Source organism: Ruegeria sp. P8 (assembly GCF_056534665.1).
The window spans coordinates 75774-94534 of sequence record NZ_JBQERC010000004.1; the positions used below are offsets into that span (position 1 = coordinate 75774).

Sequence of the window (18761 nt, forward strand, 5' to 3'; positions counted from 1 at the left end):
TCAGGCGGCCTCACTGTCCGACTGCTGGCGGTTCCACAGTTGAGCATATCGCCCAGACCGTGCCAACAGTTCGTCATGTGTGCCCTGTTCGATGATCTCACCGGCCTCAAGAACAACAATCCGATCAGCCTCGGCAATGGTGCTGAGGCGATGGGCAATCGTGATCACGGTCCGCCCTTCCCCTGCGCGCGCCAGCGCATCCTTGATGTCCTGTTCCGTGTCGGTATCCAGGGCCGAGGTCGCCTCGTCCAGCAACAGGATCGGAGGGTTCTTCAGCAATGTCCGCGCTATGCCAACCCGTTGTTTTTCGCCGCCGGACAGTTTCAGACCGCGCTCACCCACCATGGTGTCGTACCCGTCGGGCAGCGAAGTGATAAAGTCATGAATCTGAGCGGCGCGGGCTGCGGCCTCGACATCCCCAGGGGTGGCATCGTCGCGCCCATACGCAATGTTGTAGCGAATGGTGTCGTTAAACAGCACTGTATCCTGTGGCACAACGCCGATCGCTGCATGCAGGCTGGTCTGGGTCACGTCCCGAACGTCCTGCCCGTCGATCTTCAGCGCGCCTTTGGTCACGTCGTAAAACCGGAACAACAGCCGCCCGATGGTCGACTTGCCAGACCCAGTCGCCCCGACGATTGCGACCGTCTGTCCGGCCGGAACCATCAAGGAAACACCCTTGAGGATTTCCCTTTCGGGGTCATACCCAAAATGCACATTCTCAAGTGTGACCTCACCACCTTTGACAACAAGCTCGGGTGCATCAGGCTGATCGGTGACTTCGGCAGGTTGTTCGAGCAGATCAAACATCTGCCCCATATCAACCAGCGATTGCCGGATCTCACGATAGACCGTCCCCAGAAAGTTCAGCGGAACGGTGATCTGGATCATATACGCGTTGACCATGACAAAGTCGCCCACGGTCAGGTTTCCATTCTGAACGCCAATTGCTGCCAGAACCATAACTCCGATCAGACCGCAGGTAATCAGGAAGGATTGGCCGAAGTTCAAAAACGCCAGCGAATAGGCGGTTTTCAGCGCCGCCCCGGCATAGGCTTTCATCGACACGTCGTAACGTGCAGCTTCGCGCGCTTCCGCGTTGAAATACTTGACGGTTTCGAAGTTCAGCAAACTGTCAATGGCGCGCTGATTGGCTTCGGTGTCCTGATCGTTCATCTCACGCCGCAGCTTTACCCGCCATTCGGTCACGGCAAAGGTGAACCAGATATAAAGGCCGATGGTGACGGCGACGACGACCAGATACCAGACGTCGAACAACCACATCAGGATGATCGCAACCAGCAACAGCTCAAGGATCAGCGGCCCGATCGAGAACAGCAGGAATCGCAGCAGGAATTCCACGCCTTTGACGCCCCTCTCGATGATACGGCTCAGCCCGCCGGTGCGGCGCGAGACGTGATAACGCATGGACAGGTTATGGATATGCCGGAACGTCTCCAACGCCAGCGCCCGCAAGGCCCGCTGTCCGACAGGTGCAAAGGCGGCGTCCCGCAGTTGCTGGAACCCAACCGTCATCATACGCGCCACGCCGTAGGCAACCGTCACACCCACTGCGCCCAGCGCCAGCGGCGGCACGCCTTCACCTGCCAAAGAATCAACGGCGCCTTTGTATAGGATCGGGGTATAGACCGCGATCAGTTTGGCCAGAACCAGCATCGCCATTGCGATAACCACGCGGCGCTTTACCCAAACCTCGTCCTGCGGCCAGAGGTAGGGCGCAACCTTGCGGATTGTCCGCCAGCCTGAACTGCGCTCGCCGCTCTGCACCCCGTCACTCGAGGCCATCGGAGATGTTCGTCTCATCACGTACCTTGTCTGCGGTCAGAGAAAGGCTCTGGCCCGCAAAGGGCCAGCGCGTTGATTATTCCGGTATCGTAAAGATTTGCCCCGGATAGATCAGATCCGGGTCGCGGATCAAGTCGCGGTTGGCTTCGAACAAGCGCACATACAGGATGCCATCGCCAAAGCGGTCACGCGAGATCGCCCACAGCGTGTCACCCCGCTGCACAGTGACCGACCGAATTGCCGGGGCGTTGTCCTGCGCGGCCGTTCCGTCACCGCCACCTGATGCTGCTTCCAAAACTTCCACAGGCTCGCGTTTGAACGGGGTTTCGACCCGGCTGAGGACCTTCCCGTCCGTGTTCACCGCGTCAACACGCAACGTGTAAACACCGGGGTCGATACCGTCCAGATCACTCCGCCAGGATCCATCCTGTTCCGGAGCAAGGTCGGCAACCAGACGATTGTCCAGATACACCCTGATGGCCGCCCCGTCCTGTACTCGCCCGGTCAACTGGACGTCACCGGTTTCGGAATACCCGATTGTATCCAGCGCGACCTGTTCCGGCGGGGTATCCCGAACCACGGGCGGTTGCACGAGTTCAACGCCTTCTTCGCCCGACCGCAGTACCGCGATCTGCTGACCCGTTTCAGATGTCTCTGCCGACTGGTCGGCAACCTGCGCTTCGCTGGCTTCTGGCGCGGTCGCCACAGGGTCTGATGTTTCGGTTTCAGCTGGGGTTTCGGTCTCTGGATCGACAACCGCCGAGGCTATCTGTTCTTCAGCTTCGGTTGTTTCGCCCTGATCGGCAGCATCAGTTTGCTGCGCAACCGGCTCTTCCTCGACCGGCTTCGGCAGAGCGGCGATCAGATAGTCGTCAGACCGGGTTGTTTGCCCGCCGCTTTTGCTGCGCAGGATTAGCCCCTGCGCGGCATCGCTGAAGGGGATCGAGACGAACTCGGCGAACTGCCCGCTGCTGTCCACCGTGAATGTGTGCACGGTTTCACCGTTCAACAGAACCTCAATCTGACTGCCCGGTTCGGCGTCACCTGACAAAAGCGCCGTTCCGTCTGCTTCAACAAAAATCTGATCCAAAACCGGGGGGGCCGTGGGTGCCTGTACATTCTCTTCCGATTGGGCCGTTGTGGTATCTGTGTCTGAAACAACATCTGTTGCCGCAGCCGTGTCTTCGGCGGGATCAGCGGTTGGTACCTCATCCGGTGTCACGGCGGCCTGCTCAGCTGGTTCTGTTGTGGTAGTTTCCGCAGGCGCTTCGGCCGCTTGTTCCTGCGGTTGCGTGGCTGCAACAGACACGGGTTCCTGCGGTGCACCCGCCTCAGGCTCTGGCGCTTTGGTGAAAGCGCCGGACAGATACAAACCCCCAACACCCAGCACGGCAACCAGACCCGCAATCACACCCCAGACAAAATTGCCCGAGCTTCCGTTTCCCGATTTGGCGTCCATTGTTTTCCTTTCACCCCGCCGTACAAAAGCTTTGTCTTCAAAAGCCTTCCAGCGGACAGTTGAGCCAATCTATCAATCCCGCTATCAGGGGTCAAAACCTCTGACACAACCCCGGAGCGTCTCTTTCATGTCTCAGAAATCCGTCTGTGTGTATTGCGGGTCACGCAATGGGGCCGAGAAAGCTTATTCTGAAACCGCACGACAGTTTGGCAGCCTGCTTGCGCAGGAAGGCTGGCGGCTGGTTTACGGTGCCGGAGATGTCGGGCTGATGGGCGAAGTCGCCCGGGCCGCGCAACAAGCCGGTGGCGAGACCTTTGGTGTCATTCCGGTGCATCTGGTCAAACGAGAGGTCGGCAAGACCGACCTGACCCATTTCGTGATCACCGAAACCATGCACGAGCGGAAAAAGGTCATGATCATGAACGCTGACGCCGTTGTTGTCCTGCCCGGTGGGCCGGGATCACTGGACGAGCTTTTTGAAGCGCTGACCTGGCGGCAGCTGGGCCTGCACGACAAACCCATCGTCATCGTCAATGTGAACGGCTATTGGGATGCGTTGAAAACCCTGTTGCATCAGGTGATCGGGCAAGGCTTTGCTGATCGATCACTGGGTGACTTTGTCATTTGGGCTGAAGATGCAGAAACAGCGATGACGGCCCTGCGCGACAAGCTGCGGTAAACCCGGCAGGTCGCGAAAGAGTCTGACCGAAAGCAGCTGTGCATCGTTGCCGCACATATGCGGGCAAGACATTGGGCTGGTCGATTTGGTGAAGCCTCAGGTCTTTAGGCAGACAGTTCGATAACCGTGATCTCGGGGGTTACACCAAATCGAACCGGAAGGATGGAACATCCGATTCCGCCGGACACAACCAAATCACGCCCGCCTTCGCGCACATGCCCATAGGCATATCTGTTGCCGTATTTGGAGGGCACGATCGGCGACCAGCCAAACAGACGAATCTGACCGCCATGCGTATGACCGGATAGCGTCAAAGCCACCCTGTCGGGCACTTGAGGGAAGATGTCGGGCTCATGCGCCATCATCACAACCGGGGCATCATCGGTGATTTGCGCCAGTGTCCCCGACAGATCATCCAGCCCCTGCGGTTTACCGTTGCGCCAGATCGCAAGCTGATCTTCAAGACCCGCCAACCAGAAACCAAGAGCTTCTAGCTTGATGGCGGTATTCGACAAAACCGTAATTCCGCTCTGCTCCAGCGCATCGACATATTGGTTGGGGCCAGCACCACGGCGCTGCGCCTGCCGGTCATCCCACCAGTCGTGATTGCCAAGTACAGCAAAGACGCCGTTCTTGGCCTCAAGGTTGGCAAGAACCGGTGCCAGATCTTTCATTTCGACAGGACGCAAAACGCCTTTGTGGCTTGCGAAGAAATCACCCAGAAGCAGGATCATATCCGGCGCAAGCGCATTCGTACGCCGTACCACCTGTTTTATTCGGTCCAGCCCGACCAAAGGTTCGCCCAGATGCAAATCTGCCAGTACGGCAATCCTGAGCGGCGGCGCAGTCCAATCCTCTCGCCGGACGCGCCATTTTCGCACGCGCAGCCGCAGGGCGGGTTCGATGAAAAACCCGTAGACTGATGTGATTAGGCCTGCCAGCGTCACCGCCAGCAGGCCCTTGATAAACCGGCGTCGGTTCAATGACTTACATCCGCGACGCGACGTTTTCCCAGTTCACCAGATTGTCGAGGAAGTTCGACAGATAAGCCGGACGCTTGTTGCGGAAGTCGATGTAGTATGAGTGTTCCCAAACGTCACAACCCAGCAGCGCAGTCTGACCAAAGCAAAGCGGGTTCACGCCGTTTTCAGTCTTGGTCACGGTCAGCGAGCCGTCAGCATTCTTGACCAGCCACGCCCAGCCCGAGCCGAACTGACCGGCACCAGCGGCGCTGAACTGCGATTTGAATTCATCAACCGAACCAAAGCTTTCGGTCAGAGCTTTCTCAAGCTCACCGGGCATGGCGTTATCGCCGGGGCCCATCATTTCCCAGAACTGGTTGTGGTTCCACAGCTGGCTGATGTTGTTGAAGATACCGTTCTGCGCGACGGCATTTGCGTCGTAGGTGCCAACGATGATCTCTTCCAGCGACTTGCCGTCCCATTCGGTGCCGGCGATCAGTTTATTGCCATTGTCGACATAGGCTTTGTGGTGCAGATCGTGGTGATATTCCAGTGTTTCCGCGGACATACCCTTGGCTGCCAGCGCGTCATGTGCATAAGGAAGATCAGGAAGTTCAAAAGCCATGTCGGCCCCCTGTTTAAATTTGAGTTGCGGTTCCCAAGGTTAAATGCTTTGGCAGCCGCCGCAGGTCAAGGGCCGAGACAAGAAAACCCGGAGGCAGGCGATGCTGACACAGGCGCGCAAGATGTTCTACCGCGCCCGCGGTTACTATGCGGGCAACCTGAACGGCGAGCCGTTTCGTCTGGACCCTTATCACTCAAAGTTCTGGCGCAAAGCCTCCACAGGCCAGTGGGAGCCTGAAACCTTTGCTGTTCTCGACCGGTATCTTTCGCCTGAAAGCGATTACCTGGATATCGGCGCATGGATCGGACCGACCGTTTTATACGGCGCGCGCAAGGCTCGCCATGTCTGGTGTTTTGAGCCAGATCCCACAGCGTTCCGCCACCTGGCCTGGAACCTTGACCTGAATGACATTCATAACGTTTCCGCCTTGGGTGTCGCGCTGTCGGATAAGTTCGGTGTCGCCCGCATGGCCTCGGTTCGTGGCGAGCCCGGAGATTCTACCAGTTCCCTTCTGCACGACGGCGCGCACGGAACCGATGCCCTGACGATTGCCTGGGATCAGTTCGCCGCAGTGAACGATCTGTCCGCCGTGTCTTTGGTGAAGATGGATATCGAAGGCGCCGAATTTTCGGTGCTGCCGACGCTGGTGCCATGGCTGAAACAACAGCGCCCTGCCCTTTATCTTTCTACACATGCGGGACTGTTGGAGCCGAAGACACGACTGGATCGTATGGAGGAATTGGCTGAGCTACTTTCGTTCTACACTCACTGCCAGACAAGTGACGAGACCTGTCGAAGCTTTGAGTGTATGACCAAAGCTTCGACACTTTCCGGCTTCAAAACATTTTTGCTGACAGGTTAAGCGCCGCAATTGACGCGATGGCTTAGTATTCGCCTAGTACAGGCCTGCAGACGCAATTGGTTTGCACGTGCCTGTCCCATATGGTCGCAGACCCACATTTGCGTGCGGGAAGCTGACCCTCATTTTTATGGCATTGTTCTTGGGATTGAGCGTTGCAGTATATGCGACCCTGTAGTCGCCTGTTGCCTGAGCTGGCAAAGTCACACGCCACGACAACCGATACTCCCCTTTCCCCGTTTTCTTGAATTTGGCGTCTGCCGGTGTTTCAACAGGAGTATTTGCCAGTTCATTTGACGCACGAATTGCTCCGTCATAGGCTCTTGCGCGCTTGCCGTCTGCATCAACGCTCAAAAGCACCTTGCGTGGAATCCATCCCCGATCCTGTGTGCTATGTAGGTCGCATTCATAGCTTTGCACTTCCGCCTGAGCGGCGGCAGCCAACAAACAAAAAGCCAGAAAAAAAGAAGTTAGTTTCATTAGTTTTACCATTTCTTGTGTTCTCTTTGTTTTCAACTCGCGCCCCTCGGCCACCGGTCCTGCATTAGCAGCAGAGGGATCAAAAGAAGGGCTGTGAGAATAATGATGCTTCGTCATTACGCCCTTGCGAAAATTAGGGCCTATCCGGGAAAATGACCATGCCATCTAAACCAAGTGCTTTGATTTGCAACCAAATTTTAAGTCAGACGCTCTTTCGCATCTAGCGCGAACAGACTGAAGCACTTTCTCCAAATGGATGCAAGACCGTCGCGCTCATAATCGTAAGCCCAGGTTGAAAAGGAATATTGAGTTGGCTGTCCTGAAAAAAGAAACCGCCCGCAATCAGCGGGCGGTCTTGTATATTCGGGCCGAGAAAACTGTCAGTAAACGCCAACCTCACTGCCGGGCTGTGCCGCAACCTTGAGCAGTTTGAAAACGTAATCCGCAGCCGAACGGAAGCAGACCACGCGGAAGGTTTCGGCATCGTCCATCCAGAACGCACCTGCCACTTGCGCCAGGCGCGAGCGGCGGATTTGGCCGGGTTGGAAGGCCTCGGCCGACAGATCAACCGGGGCGACTTTGCCCAACACTTCTCGTGCACTGGCGCCTGATATCGTGAATACCGCGCGGGCATCCGAGACGTTCACGGCCAGTGCGTGAGTTTTTCCCAAAGTTTTGACCATTGCGGCCAGTTTGGTCTCGACCTCGGCATAAGGGACCAGCACCAGCAGCTCGTCCGGTGACATCCAGCATACGCCGGTATCGCCGCTGACCAACGCCTCGCGCTGACCGGGTACGTTCTGTCCAGTCACATCCTTTACGGCCTTGGCGAGGCTTTTGTCGGACAAGTCGCCGCGCAGGGTGATCATACCCTGCAGGCCACATTCCCTGACATTGGCGATGCCATCATAGCTGGCGTGGTTCAATGCGCTGATGGGTTCAGACATTCTGCTTCTCCCCGTCCTTGTCGAAGAAGATCGGGTCCACGATCTTGGCTTTGTAGGTTTTGCCGTCCGTGCCCGGGAACTCGACGATTTCACCCATCCGGTCCGGGCCGTGCTTGATCAGGCCCATCGCGATCCCTTTACCGAGGTTGGCCGAGTAATAGGTCGAGGTCACACGCCCGATCATGTTGCGCTGACCATTGGCATTCACGCCCTCGCCCACCGCATAGGCACCGTCCGGCAAAACTGATCCATCCACAGTCTCCAAACCGACCAATTTCCAGCGTTCTGGATCGGCCATGTGAGTCCGTGAATGGGCGCGTTTACCGAGGTAGTCCTCTTTCTTTTTCGACAGCGCCCAGTGCAGCCCAAGATCCTGCGGGATCACGGTGCCGTCGGTCTCGTCGCCGATCATGATAAAGCCCTTCTCGGCCCGAAGAATGTGCAGACATTCTGTGCCATAAGGCATCACACCGAATTCCTTGCCTGCCTCCACCAGGGCGTCCCAGAACGCCTGACCCTGCGAGGCAGGAACGGCGATTTCGTAGGACAACTCGCCCGAGAACGAGATACGATAGGCGCGGCAGTCGAACGCGCCGATCTTGCCATCGCGCCATTCCATGAAGGGCAGCGCCTCGCGGCTGACATCCATACCGCCCAGCTTTTCAAGAACCTTGCGGGCGTTCGGGCCGACCACAGCGACCTGAGCATATTGCTCGGTCACGTTGGCGACATAGACTTTCCAGTCCCACCATTCGGTTTGTAGCCATTCTTCCATGTGACCATGGATACGCTCGGCCCCGCCGGTGGTGGTGTGGCACAGCCAGGTGTCCTCATCGATGCGGGCGACCACGCCGTCGTCAATCAGAAAGCCGTTTTCCGAACACATCAGGCCATAGCGGCATTTGCCGACCTTCAGCGTGGACATCATGTTGGTGTACAACATGTCCAGAAACTTGCCTGCGTCGGGGCCTTTGACGATCAGCTTGCCCAGCGTCGATGCGTCCAGCAGGCCAAGGTTTTCGCGGGTGTTCTTCACCTCACGGTTCACGGCGTCATGCACGGATTCACCAGGACGGACATAGGCGTAGGTCCGGCGCCAGTGGCCGACCGGCTCCCAGTCCGCGCCGTTCTTGTCGTGCCAGTTGTGCATTGGTGTCTGACGGATCGGCTGGAACACTTCACCCCGCGCTTCACCGCCGATCGCGCCCATCGAGATGGGGGTATAAGGCGGGCGGAAGGTCGTGGTGCCGACCTTCGGGATTTCGGACTCCAGCGCATCAGCGAGGATCGCCAAGCCGTTGATGTTGCTCAACTTACCCTGATCCGTCGCCATACCAAGTGTGGTGTAACGCTTGGTGTGCTCAACACTCTCATAGCCCTCGCGCGCGGCCAACTGCACGTCCGAGACTTTGACGTCATTCTGGAAGTCGAGCCAGGATTTCATGCGCAGCTGGATTTCGGCGTTTGCCGGCATCAGCCAGACAGCCTCCATCGGTGCTTCTGCAGTGGTTTCGCCAACCGGAGCCTTGATGTTTTTGGGCTTGAATCCGGCCGCCTTGGCTGCTGCTTTTCCCACAGTGTGGGCGTCAGTCAGAACATCGCCCAGCGCCAACGCGCCATTCGATGCCCCGGCGGCCAGAACAAAGCCCTCACCATTTGCGCCCAGCGGCGGGCGTGAGGGATCGGGGCGGAAAAAGGCATTCGCGTCATCCCAGGTCAGCTTGCCACCGCAATGAGACCACATATGAACGACCGGCGACCAGCCGCCCGACATGGCCACTGAATCTGCTTCAACCTCTTCACGAGCGCCTCCAACACCTTCCTGGTTGCAGATGGCGACTTTTTTGACGCGCTTGCCGCCCTTGACCTTGGCAATGGCCTTGCCCGGATCAACGCGGATACCCAACTGGCGGGCTTCCTCTGCCAAAGGTCCAGCCGTTGCCCGTGCGTCAACAATACGCAAAACATCCACACCCGCTTGCTTCAGCGTAATCGCGGTGCGATAGGCGTCGTCATTGTTGGTGGCGACGATGACACGTTCGCCCGGGGTGACACCCCAGTTCACGGCATAATCGCGCATGGCCGAGGCCAGCATCACACCCGGAACATCGTTACCCGCAAAGGACAACGGGCGTTCAATTGCGCCGGTTGCAGTCACAATTTGCTTGGCGCGGATACGCCAGAGGCGGTGGCGCGGGCCCTGCACGCCCGGCGTGTGGTCTGTCAGGCGCTCATAACCCAGAACGTAACCATGGTCATAAACACCCGCGCCCATGCAGCGAGAGCGCATGGTGACGTTGTCCATTGTTTCGAGTTCGGAAACCAATTGCTCCACGAACTTATCCACAGGCTCATCATTGACTGTGCCGCCGTCAACCGGAGCGCGACCGCCCCAATGTGCGCTCTGCTCAATCAGCAGAACCTTGGCACCCGAAGCTGCCGCCGCCTTTGCCGATTGTAGGCCAGCCACACCGCCACCGATGACCAGAACATCGGTGAAGGCATAGAAGTGCTCATAGGTATCGGCATCGCGGCTGTCCTTGTCGGGCGCTTTGCCCAGACCGGCAGACTGACGGATGAACGGCTCGTAGACGTGCTTCCAGAACGGTTTGGGGTGGATGAACGTCTTGTAGTAGAAGCCAGCCGGCAGGAACCGGGCGAACGCCGTATTCACCGCGCCGATGTCGTGTTCAAGGCTTGGCCAATGGTTTTGCGAAATCGCAGTCAGACCGTTGAACAGCTCGGTCGTGGTGGCGCGCTGGTTCGGTTCGAACCGGTTGCCCTGCCCCAGCCCGACCAGAGCGTTTGGTTCTTCCGCACCGCTGGCGACAACGCCGCGGGGGCGGTGGTATTTGAACGACCGGCCCATCATCATCTGATCGTTGGCCAGCAGCGCCGAGGCAAGCGTGTCGCCCTCATAGCCCTGCATCGACGTGCCATTGAAGGTAAATGTGACCTTTTTCGACCGGTCAATCAGCCGGCCTTGTTTTGCGAGACGGGTGCTCATTGTGCGGACCTTTCGCGGGTGGAGGCGTCGGAGCCTCCGGCGGGAGTATTTTTGAAAAGATGAAGCATCAGGAGAACTCTCTCCAGGTCCATCCGGGACGCTTTGCGGCGATGGCCTCTTTGATGTCCTGCGGTGGCTCGGAGGTCTGAGCCGTGTAAGTGCCAAACACTTCTAGCGTGCTTGTGCAGCGCGCCGCGTGAAACCACTTGCCACAGCCATTGGCATGGCGCCAGCGTTCAAAGTGTACGCCTTTGGGGTTTTCGCGCATGAACAGGTAGTCGTGGAACTCGTCATCCGACGAGCCGGGACCAAAACGCTTCAGATGCGCCTCGCCACCGGCGGCCAGTTCTGTTTCTTCGGCATCAACGCCGCAGTAAGGGCAATTCAGGATCAGCATGTTGTCATCCTTTTGGCGGTTGGTTGGCGCAGCGGCCAACCAGAATTCTGTTTCTTGGCAACCTCGGACCCACCTTCAGTGGGCCACCCCGGCGGCCACGCTTTCATCGATGAAGCGGCCTTCCTTGAAGCGGTCCAGCGAGAAGGCCTCGGTCAAAGGTGAATGACCTGTGGCCATCAGCTGCGCCATGCCCCAGCCCGAGCCCGGGATTGCCTTAAAGCCGCCGGTGCCCCAGCCCCCATTGATAAAGCATCCCTGCAGCGGAGTTTTCGACAGGATAGGCGAGCGGTCACCGGTCATGTCCACAATCCCACCCCACTGGCGCAGCATCTTCAGGCGCGAGATCATCGGGAAGGTTTCGACCAAGGCGCGGACGGTTTCCTCGATATGATGGAAGCTGCCACGTTGGGTGAAGTTGTTGAACCCGTCGGTACCACCACCGATCACCATCTCGCCCTTGTCAGACTGCGACATGTAGCCGTGAACGGTGTTGGCCATCACGACCACGTCCATGCAGGGTTTGATGGGTTCGGATACCAGTGCCTGCAATGCGACGGCTTCCAGCGGGAGACGGAAGCCCGCCATCTCGGCCAGTTGACCGGAGTGGCCCGCAACGACGATACCCAGCTTGTCGCAATCGATGGCACCCTTGGTGGTGTCCACGCCGACGACACGACCGTTTTCCGAGCGTACGCCGGTGACCTCGCATTGTTGGATGATATCCATACCCATCGCCGAACAGGCGCGCGCATAGCCCCACGCCACGGCATCGTGACGCGCAGTGCCCCCGCGTTCCTGCCAGAGCCCGCCCAGAACCGGATAACGGGGACCGTCCAGATTGATGATAGGCACAAGTTTCTTGACGCGTTCCGGCCCGATCCATTCGGTCTTCACACCTTGAAGGGCGTTTGCATGGGCCGTGCGCTGATAGCCGCGAATCTCATGCTGGGTCTGCGCCAGCATGATCACGCCACGCGGGCTGAACATGATGTTGTAGTTCAGATCCTGGCTCAGATCCTCATAAAGGCCACGTGCTTTCTCGTAGATCGCCGCCGAAGGATCCTGCAGGTAGTTCGAACGGATGATCGTTGTGTTTCGACCCGTGTTACCACCACCCAGCCAGCCTTTTTCGATCACCGCGACATTCTGAATGCCGTAGTTCTTGCCAAGGTAATACGCGGTCGCAAGACCATGCCCGCCAGCACCGATGATGATGACGTCATAACGTTTCTTGGGCTCGGGCGAACGCCAGGCGCGTTCCCATCCGGTGTGATAGCGCAGGGCCTCCCGCGCGACAGCAAAGGCTGAGTAGTGTTTCATAAGCGAATCCATCCGGTTCGGTGATTGCGCGCAGATATGCCGCGCGGCGACAGTTTAACCGCGCCGCGCAACGCCGCAATATCGCACTATTGCGACATGTCGTTCATTCGCGGCCATTTGTCCCTTTTGTCGGACGCCCCACAGGTCTAAGTCAGGGCAGTATCTTCGGAGGGGCCATGACGTTCTGGGTTCTGATTTTTCTTGTCGCGCTTCTGATTGCGGCATTTCTGAGCTTCACATTGCTGCGCAAACGCCGTGGGGATGAACCTGCGGCGGCTTACGATTTGCGGGTGTATCGTGAACAACTGTCTGGTGTTGACCGGGATCTGGCGCGCGGGGTGATTGGTGAGGCAGATGCGGAACGGGTCCGCACCGAAATCTCGCGACGAATTCTTGCCGCTGACGAACAAATGAAAAAGGGTGGCTCGGGTGCCGGGCCATCACGGACCGTCTCGATTGTGACGATTCCGGTTGTCATGCTGATCATCATCGGGGGGGCGATGGCGATGTATCATCGTATCGGCGCCGTCGGGTTGCCTGACATGCCCCTGACCGCGCGGCTGGAACTGGCCGAGGAGGTGCGCGCAAATCGTCCGTCCCAGAGCGCCGCAGAAGAACTGGCAACCCCACCTCAAGCGGCGCAGCTTGACGAAAATTACTCGTCTCTTCTCAAGCAGTTGCGAGAAACCGTTTCGGCCCGCCCGGATGATCTGCAGGGGCAGATGCTTTTGGCGCAGCATGAGACCAATTCAGGAAACTTCAAGGATGGATATAGCGCGCAACAAAGGGTGATCGAACTGTCAGGCGACGCAGCCACAGCCGAGCACTACGCGGATTTTGCCGAGATGATGATCCTGGCTGCGGGTGGATATGTGTCGCCCGAAGCTGAACAGGCTCTTGCCGAAGCTTTGAAACGCGATCCCCATCACGGCCCGGCCCGATACTATTGGGGGCAAATGTTGGTTCAGACCGGACGACCAGACCTTGCCTACCGCATTTGGGTTGAAACGCTGAGGGAAGCCCCGGCAGGCGCGCCGTGGGCAGGCGCGATCCGGGACCAGATTGATGAGTTGGCCTTTCGGGCAGGGGTTTTCAACGCACCGGACCTGAGCGCTCCGTCCGGCCCAAGTCGCGAAGACATGGCCGCAGCAGCGGAAATGAGCCCCGAGGAACGGCAGCAGATGATTCAGGGAATGGTGGATCAGTTGTCCGACCGCCTGGCGACAGAAGGCGGCGCACCCGAGGAATGGGCTCGTTTGATCGCCGCTCTGGGTGTTCTGGGTCAGGGCCAACGGGCCATGGATATCCACAATGAGGCGCTGGAGGTGTTTGCCGGAAACACCGAGGCGTTGCAGATCATTGATGCCGCAGCCCTGCAAGCCGGGATTGCGAAATGATCTACGACGTGTTCGAAGACTTCGCCAAGGCGCTGCCCCCGATGCAAGCGCTGATAGGGCTGGATCTGGGCGAAAAGACCATCGGTGTCGCAGTCTCCGACCGGATGCGGGGCGTGGCCAGCCCGTTGGAGACTGTAAGGCGCAAGAAATTCACACTCGATTCCGCCCGGTTGATTGAAATTGCTACGGATCGCGAGATTGGCGGCATTCTGTTGGGTCTTCCCAAAAACATGGACGGCACAGAGGGGCCGCGCTGCCAATCTACGCGGGCATTTGCGCGAAACCTGTCCCGTCTGACGGAATTACCTATCGGATTCTGGGATGAACGGCTGAGTACGGTTGCGGCAGAAAAAGCACTGCTTGAGGCGGATACGTCACGAAAACGTCGCGGACAGGTTATTGATCACGTTGCAGCAGGTTATATCTTGCAGGGAGCGCTGGACAGGCTGCGCTTTTTGTAACAGGTCGGAGACCGATTGATGACGAACATGGTTTGGAAGCGCAATGAGGTCGAAAGCCCTTGTGTCCAGATTTGTGTTGTCCATCCGGCCGAGCGTATCTGCACCGGATGTTACCGCACGATCGACGAGATCTCTCGCTGGTCCAGGATGGACAGTAGCGAACGCGCTGAAATCATGAACGACCTGCCGTCTCGTAAACCGCGGCTCAGCAAGCGGCGCGGCGGGCGTGCCGCTCGCATGAATGGCTCCTGACCGATCAGCGTAGACGTTTTGATGACATTTCTGCCGGCTGTGTGACCCGTCTCGGGATAGGTGCGTTCGGCGCGGTGCCCCGTAATTCTTTCTGAAACAGAAGCGCAATCTCGGATTGGCTGGTTTTGGACCGCCGATCATCATTGCGCACGCATTCTGATTGCAGCACGTCAGCCGCACGTTTGGTCTTTCTGGTATTAGTGAGTCTTCCGATCAAAGTCTTTAGTGGCATTGCGGACGTCCCGTTTCCAGTAACCGTGCCACTGCGGGTCGAGTTCGAGCTCCGAGGGGGTCTAGCTCTTGAACATTGTGGTTCAACGTGAGTGGTAACCCGCAGCGACAGGGTGTGGCTAAAGGTATTTCCCGTCACAAGTAGGGGGAAAACACGCGGCGTTTGATCGTTATTGACGCCTCAATCAAGAAAAACTCACAAAAGCACATAATTTCCTTACGTCACTTTTCGATCCGACTTTGCCAAGACTGGGAAAGTTGGGGCTGAAGCTGTGAAAATCCGCGGTCAGTAGCCGAATCATGCCTGACATCGCACAACCGGATCAGTGGCTGCGTCACGAACTTGACCGATTGGGTGTTGCCTGCTCAGGCGTTTCACAGTCGAGGGTTTTATCCGGCGGCAAGCCATGCCCTGGCGTTGTCGTATTCTTCAGACGGGAAAAACTGAGTCCGGGTTCCTAAAACATGGCTCGCGACCTTCTGCGCCATACGCTGCCAGCTTTTGTCCCCAACGATGGCAGCTCGGTCCAGTTGCCCGATATTCCGGCTGGCCAACCGAAAATGCGCCGCAAGCGCTGACAGCCCTTGCCAGCCGTCAAACTCCCTGAGGTCTATCAGCAGGCGAAACCCTGGCCGGTCCTGTAACAATGCATCCAGATCACGTTCTGCCTGTTTGTACCATTCAGGGTCCAGCTTGCCCAATAGGCTGATCTGAACACATGGGCCGCTCAGGTCAGTCACGTGGATCGATCCTAGGGACTCACGCATCCAGCGTCGGGCCGCCTCAAGCTCGACCAGATCGAACACCTGAACCGGACAGGGCAGGATGGGGGCAGCCAGACGAACGCTTGTCTGCACCCAGCCCTGGTCAGCAACAACTGCGATCCGGTCGAAACCTCGCCAATGGCTTAACCCCAGCTTGGTGTCGGACCAGGCCGCGCCCAGATCGTACCCCTGGAATTCAGGTTGGATTATTGCCAGCAGCCGAACCGTGTCATGTTCGGTCAGCGCAGCCTCGATCGCGGGAACCAGAGTATTGGCGTAGTCGGCGCTGGTCACTTGCCCCGACAACTCGACTTCTATGAGTGCACCGTCAGAATTCGTATGAACCGTCATCATCGGTCAAAACCTCCAAAGCCAAATAATGACAGGACGTTAGGCGGATTCGATCCATTCGGCTACTCCACCGGAGCATTCGGGGCGGAAATAGGCGATCATTCGACCATCCTGCCCCGCCGTCGCCCCTGCGGCCCAAGGTGCAACCCCGTGCAGGCAATGGCGGTGCAGCAGATAGGCCTCTCCCGGCTTTGCAGGCACCTCGATCCTTGGGCAGGTCGCAAACACCTCGCGACGGGCGGATTGGTAGATCTCCGTTATGTCAACGTCGTGCAGGACCTCAGGCGGCATCCCTTCTAGCGCCTGCCTGAACGCGGCCCGTAGAATGTCATGACTGCCGTCCCACACCACCATCGGAGACGCGTCTGCGCTGGCCTCGGTCAGTGGAATGCCCAGAATCCAGGCATGAGGTTCGTCAACCCGGCGGCGGCGATCCGGTCCTGTCGGGCGCAAACCGTCCACATGGGCCGCATCCCTGTTTCGACGGTAGCGGGTGGCCGCTTCATTCTCGCCCCGGCGCGGGCGCGGATAACCCGGATAAACAACCGAAACCTGCCCCTTGTGCAGCGGTAAATCTCCAAAGTGCTTGTCGATGAACGCCATGGCCTTCCCGGTCAGAGGCCCGGACTGCCCGACCCTGCCCTTCGTGTCATTGGGCAGTGCGTCGACACCGATGAACCACGTCCCTTCACAATCCAACCATTCCGCATGGGCCGGGTCCGTTGTAGACGTCTGTGCGGCAGGCAAGGCGTAGTTCACCCATTCGGCCAGCACCGGGTCATACGGGAATTTCACCCAGCCCCGGGCCAAAAAATCGCTCATAAGCCCACGGCCTTGCGCAGCATATTCAGCGCGACCAGCGTCAGGAACACGGCGAAGACACGTTTCAACGGTTTTGGGTCCATCGCATGGGCCAGCTTTACCCCCCAGGGCGCGGTAACCATTGTCATTGCAACAACGATCCCGAAGGCCACAAGATTAACCGTGCCGATGGTCAACGGGGGGCGATGCTCGGGCGCGATATCCACAAACAAGAACCCAATGACCGACGGTACGGCAATGATCACCCCAAACCCGGCAGCGGTCGCGACCGCGCGGTGGATAGGGGTGTTATAGAGGCTCATCAGCGGCACACCGAAACTGCCACCGCCGATGCCCATCAGAACGGAAAGAAACCCGACCAGTGGGGACAGGACGGCCCGTTTGATACCGCCGGGCATTGCGTCGCCCAACCGCCATTCTGCGCGACCCAACCCAAGATAGGCACCGATCACCATGCCCAGAATTCCGAACAGTGCCTGCAAAGCCTCGGTCCGCAGCGCCGATGCGACCAGCACTCCGACAATTGCGCCGACGACAATACCCGGCCCCCAACCGCGCAGGATATCCCAGTCCACCGCACCCTTCTTGTTGTGGGCAAGAACTGACCGCATCGACGTTACAATGATCGTGGCCAGCGACGTCGCCAAACAAAGCTGCATCAATTGCGGACCACCATAGCCAAGCGTTTGAAACGCATAGAAGAACGCGGGGACCAAAACGATACCGCCGCCCACTCCCAACAGCCCGGCAAGCACACCGGCCAGCGCGCCGATCACAAGCAAAAGGCCCATCATCTGGGCTAGCAACATTGTCTCGGGCATCGTCCCCCCTTTTGCCGTCTAAACCTCGACCATCGGCGCTATGTGGTTCAGGGCCTGTAGCATGACTTCTGGCCCGGCCCCTTCATGCACGGCCCCTTCGGACAATGCGCGCCGCCATGCCCGCGCACCGGGACGCCCTGCAAAGAGACCCAGCATATGCCGCGTGATCTGGTGCAAACGCCCGCCATTGGCAAGGTGCCCCTCAACATAGGGCACCATTTCTTGAACAACCGTCATCGGATCGCGAACGGTTCCAACGCCAAATATGCGCCGGTCAGCATCTGCCAGGATATCACCGGGTTGATGATAGGCCGCCCGACCGATCATGACACCGTCAAGACCCGCGTCCAGATGTGCTGCTGCTTCATCCAAGCTGGCGATACCACCATTGATCGATATATGCAGATCCGCAAACGCGGCTTTCATCCGATGCACAAGGTCATAATCAAGCGGTGGAACATCGCGGTTTTCCTTGGGGCTCAACCCCTGCAACCACGCCTTGCGCGCATGGATCGTTACTCTTTGACAACCTGCCGCACTGATCTGCTCAAGAAACGCAGGCAGAGCTTCTTCGGGCTCTTGATTATCCACACCGATGCGGCATTTGACCGTGACATCCACATTAACCGCGTCGCGCATTGCTGCGACGCATTCTGCAACCCGCGCCGGATCTTTCATCAGAACCGCCCCGAAAGTACCAGACTGCACCCTGTCCGACGGGCATCCACAGTTCAGATTGATCTCATCATATCCTGCATCAGCACCCAAACGCGCCGCTTGCGCCAGCTCCTCCGGATCGGACCCACCCAACTGCAAAGCCACGGGATGTTCCTGCGGTGAATGGTCCAACAGATGCAGCGCCCCACCCCGAACAAGCGCCGGTGCGGTTACCATCTCGGTATACAGCAGGGTTTCCGAGCTAAGCAGTCGATGAAAATACCGACAGTGGCGGTCGGTCCAGTCCATCATGGGTGCAATGGAGAGGCGCGCTGACCGCCTCACTTCGGAAAACCCTGATTTTTCTTGGTTTTTCGAATCCGCCATCTTCACCGTTTTCCTCGTTTTGGCCCGATTTAGCCCCGTTTTCGGGTGCGGTGCTACAGAACGTAGCACCGACGGC

The 18761-nt window shown here is 58.3% G+C and carries 18 protein-coding genes; 5 read left to right on the plus strand and 13 right to left on the minus strand.

Annotation, left to right across the window (positions count from 1 at the left end; translation table 11 throughout):
* Both ACR0BZ_RS08115 and ACR0BZ_RS08120 read right to left on the minus strand, forming a co-directional pair.
* Positions 1-1824, minus strand: coding sequence for an ABCB family ABC transporter ATP-binding protein/permease (locus ACR0BZ_RS08115; protein WP_480564183.1), 1824 nt, complete (start codon positions 1822-1824; stop codon positions 1-3).
* Between the two features lie 58 nt (positions 1825-1882).
* On the minus strand, positions 1883-3265 hold the full coding sequence (locus tag ACR0BZ_RS08120; RefSeq protein ID WP_480538153.1) for a LysM peptidoglycan-binding domain-containing protein: 1383 nt from the start codon (positions 3263-3265) through the stop codon (positions 1883-1885).
* Positions 3266-3392: 127 nt separating this feature from the next.
* Between ACR0BZ_RS08120 and ACR0BZ_RS08125 the strand changes: the two genes are divergently transcribed.
* The gene (locus ACR0BZ_RS08125) at positions 3393-3944 is read left to right on the plus strand and encodes an LOG family protein (RefSeq protein ID WP_267366848.1); all 552 of its coding nucleotides are present in this window, start codon (positions 3393-3395) and stop codon (positions 3942-3944) included.
* 104 nt (positions 3945-4048) lie between these two features.
* On the opposite strand, the gene ACR0BZ_RS08130 is transcribed toward ACR0BZ_RS08125, so the two are convergent.
* Together ACR0BZ_RS08130 and ACR0BZ_RS08135 are read right to left on the minus strand one after the other, a co-directional pair.
* Positions 4049-4927 carry a metallophosphoesterase gene (locus ACR0BZ_RS08130; RefSeq protein WP_480480305.1) on the minus strand — a complete coding sequence of 293 codons (879 nt, stop codon included), beginning with the start codon at positions 4925-4927 and terminating at the stop codon, positions 4049-4051.
* A gap of 4 nt (positions 4928-4931) precedes the next feature.
* Entirely contained in the window at positions 4932-5531 is a 600-nt protein-coding gene (locus ACR0BZ_RS08135) for a superoxide dismutase (protein WP_209503468.1), read from the minus strand.
* Between the two features lie 100 nt (positions 5532-5631).
* Here ACR0BZ_RS08135 and ACR0BZ_RS08140 point away from each other — a divergent pair, with 100 nt between their 5' ends.
* Positions 5632-6393 carry an FkbM family methyltransferase gene (locus tag ACR0BZ_RS08140; RefSeq protein ID WP_480919946.1) on the plus strand — a complete coding sequence of 254 codons (762 nt, stop codon included), beginning with the start codon at positions 5632-5634 and terminating at the stop codon, positions 6391-6393.
* A 33-nt stretch (positions 6394-6426) separates the two neighbouring features.
* On the opposite strand, the gene ACR0BZ_RS08145 is transcribed toward ACR0BZ_RS08140, so the two are convergent.
* The 5 genes from ACR0BZ_RS08145 to ACR0BZ_RS08165 all read right to left on the minus strand — a co-directional run bounded on the left by ACR0BZ_RS08145 (position 6427) and on the right by ACR0BZ_RS08165 (position 12541).
* A complete protein-coding gene (locus ACR0BZ_RS08145) occupies positions 6427-6987 on the minus strand; it encodes a hypothetical protein (protein WP_480919947.1) in 561 nt (186 codons plus the stop codon).
* A gap of 263 nt (positions 6988-7250) precedes the next feature.
* Positions 7251-7817, minus strand: a complete 567-nt coding sequence (locus tag ACR0BZ_RS08150; protein WP_480919948.1) for a sarcosine oxidase subunit gamma — start codon at positions 7815-7817, stop codon at positions 7251-7253.
* Positions 7810-10824, minus strand: coding sequence for a sarcosine oxidase subunit alpha family protein (locus tag ACR0BZ_RS08155; protein WP_480919949.1), 3015 nt, complete (start codon positions 10822-10824; stop codon positions 7810-7812). Before ACR0BZ_RS08155 ends, ACR0BZ_RS08150 begins: the two co-directional genes overlap by 8 nt.
* A 67-nt stretch (positions 10825-10891) precedes the next feature.
* The gene (locus ACR0BZ_RS08160; protein ID WP_480473438.1) at positions 10892-11221 is read right to left on the minus strand and encodes a sarcosine oxidase subunit delta; all 330 of its coding nucleotides are present in this window, start codon (positions 11219-11221) and stop codon (positions 10892-10894) included.
* Positions 11222-11296: 75 nt separating this feature from the next.
* Positions 11297-12541, minus strand: coding sequence for a sarcosine oxidase subunit beta family protein (locus ACR0BZ_RS08165; protein WP_480919950.1), 1245 nt, complete (start codon positions 12539-12541; stop codon positions 11297-11299).
* Positions 12542-12717: 176 nt separating this feature from the next.
* Between ACR0BZ_RS08165 and ccmI the strand changes: the two genes are divergently transcribed.
* The 3 genes from ccmI to ACR0BZ_RS08180 are packed head-to-tail and all read left to right on the plus strand — an operon-like array spanning position 12718 to position 14651.
* Positions 12718-13938 (plus strand): c-type cytochrome biogenesis protein CcmI, encoded by a 1221-nt coding sequence (ccmI, locus tag ACR0BZ_RS08170; protein ID WP_480919951.1) that lies wholly within the window; start codon positions 12718-12720, stop codon positions 13936-13938.
* Positions 13935-14399: a Holliday junction resolvase RuvX gene (gene ruvX, locus ACR0BZ_RS08175; protein WP_480830516.1), complete on the plus strand. Its 465-nt coding sequence runs from the start codon at positions 13935-13937 to the stop codon at positions 14397-14399. The genes ccmI and ruvX overlap by 4 nt, the downstream gene beginning before the upstream one ends.
* 18 nt (positions 14400-14417) lie before the next feature.
* Positions 14418-14651 (plus strand): DUF1289 domain-containing protein, encoded by a 234-nt coding sequence (locus ACR0BZ_RS08180; RefSeq protein WP_209503450.1) that lies wholly within the window; start codon positions 14418-14420, stop codon positions 14649-14651.
* 621 nt (positions 14652-15272) lie between these two features.
* Here the strand turns inward: ACR0BZ_RS08180 and ACR0BZ_RS08185 are convergent.
* From ACR0BZ_RS08185 to dusA, 4 genes are read right to left on the minus strand one after another with little or no spacing between them, the layout of a single operon-like run.
* On the minus strand, positions 15273-15998 hold the full coding sequence (locus ACR0BZ_RS08185; RefSeq protein ID WP_480919952.1) for a SpoIIAA family protein: 726 nt from the start codon (positions 15996-15998) through the stop codon (positions 15273-15275).
* Between the two features lie 39 nt (positions 15999-16037).
* Positions 16038-16820, minus strand: a complete 783-nt coding sequence (locus ACR0BZ_RS08190) for a hypothetical protein (RefSeq protein ID WP_480919953.1) — start codon at positions 16818-16820, stop codon at positions 16038-16040.
* Positions 16817-17641 (minus strand): sulfite exporter TauE/SafE family protein, encoded by an 825-nt coding sequence (locus ACR0BZ_RS08195; RefSeq protein ID WP_480504631.1) that lies wholly within the window; start codon positions 17639-17641, stop codon positions 16817-16819. The genes ACR0BZ_RS08190 and ACR0BZ_RS08195 overlap by 4 nt, the downstream gene beginning before the upstream one ends.
* An 18-nt stretch (positions 17642-17659) precedes the next feature.
* Positions 17660-18685 carry a tRNA dihydrouridine(20/20a) synthase DusA gene (gene dusA / locus ACR0BZ_RS08200; RefSeq protein WP_480919954.1) on the minus strand — a complete coding sequence of 342 codons (1026 nt, stop codon included), beginning with the start codon at positions 18683-18685 and terminating at the stop codon, positions 17660-17662.
* Positions 18686-18761 lie beyond the last annotated feature (76 nt).

Coding starts and splice junctions, on each gene's coding strand:
- ACR0BZ_RS08150 (WP_480919948.1), bottom strand. CDS start 7,817: ATGTCTGAACCCATCAGCGCATTGAACCACGCCAGCTATGATGGCATC.
- ACR0BZ_RS08115 (WP_480564183.1), bottom strand. CDS start 1,824: ATGAGACGAACATCTCCGATGGCCTCGAGTGACGGGGTGCAGAGCGGC.
- dusA (WP_480919954.1), bottom strand. CDS start 18,685: ATGGCGGATTCGAAAAACCAAGAAAAATCAGGGTTTTCCGAAGTGAGG.
- ACR0BZ_RS08135 (WP_209503468.1), bottom strand. CDS start 5,531: ATGGCTTTTGAACTTCCTGATCTTCCTTATGCACATGACGCGCTGGCA.
- ACR0BZ_RS08190 (WP_480919953.1), bottom strand. CDS start 16,820: ATGAGCGATTTTTTGGCCCGGGGCTGGGTGAAATTCCCGTATGACCCG.
- ACR0BZ_RS08180 (WP_209503450.1), top strand. CDS start 14,418: ATGACGAACATGGTTTGGAAGCGCAATGAGGTCGAAAGCCCTTGTGTC.
- ACR0BZ_RS08185 (WP_480919952.1), bottom strand. CDS start 15,998: ATGACGGTTCATACGAATTCTGACGGTGCACTCATAGAAGTCGAGTTG.
- ACR0BZ_RS08145 (WP_480919947.1), bottom strand. CDS start 6,987: ATGACGAAGCATCATTATTCTCACAGCCCTTCTTTTGATCCCTCTGCT.
- ACR0BZ_RS08195 (WP_480504631.1), bottom strand. CDS start 17,641: ATGCCCGAGACAATGTTGCTAGCCCAGATGATGGGCCTTTTGCTTGTG.
- ACR0BZ_RS08140 (WP_480919946.1), top strand. CDS start 5,632: ATGCTGACACAGGCGCGCAAGATGTTCTACCGCGCCCGCGGTTACTAT.
- ACR0BZ_RS08155 (WP_480919949.1), bottom strand. CDS start 10,824: ATGAGCACCCGTCTCGCAAAACAAGGCCGGCTGATTGACCGGTCGAAA.
- ACR0BZ_RS08160 (WP_480473438.1), bottom strand. CDS start 11,221: ATGCTGATCCTGAATTGCCCTTACTGCGGCGTTGATGCCGAAGAAACA.
- ACR0BZ_RS08125 (WP_267366848.1), top strand. CDS start 3,393: ATGTCTCAGAAATCCGTCTGTGTGTATTGCGGGTCACGCAATGGGGCC.
- ruvX (WP_480830516.1), top strand. CDS start 13,935: ATGATCTACGACGTGTTCGAAGACTTCGCCAAGGCGCTGCCCCCGATG.
- ACR0BZ_RS08165 (WP_480919950.1), bottom strand. CDS start 12,541: ATGAAACACTACTCAGCCTTTGCTGTCGCGCGGGAGGCCCTGCGCTAT.
- ACR0BZ_RS08120 (WP_480538153.1), bottom strand. CDS start 3,265: ATGGACGCCAAATCGGGAAACGGAAGCTCGGGCAATTTTGTCTGGGGT.
- ccmI (WP_480919951.1), top strand. CDS start 12,718: ATGACGTTCTGGGTTCTGATTTTTCTTGTCGCGCTTCTGATTGCGGCA.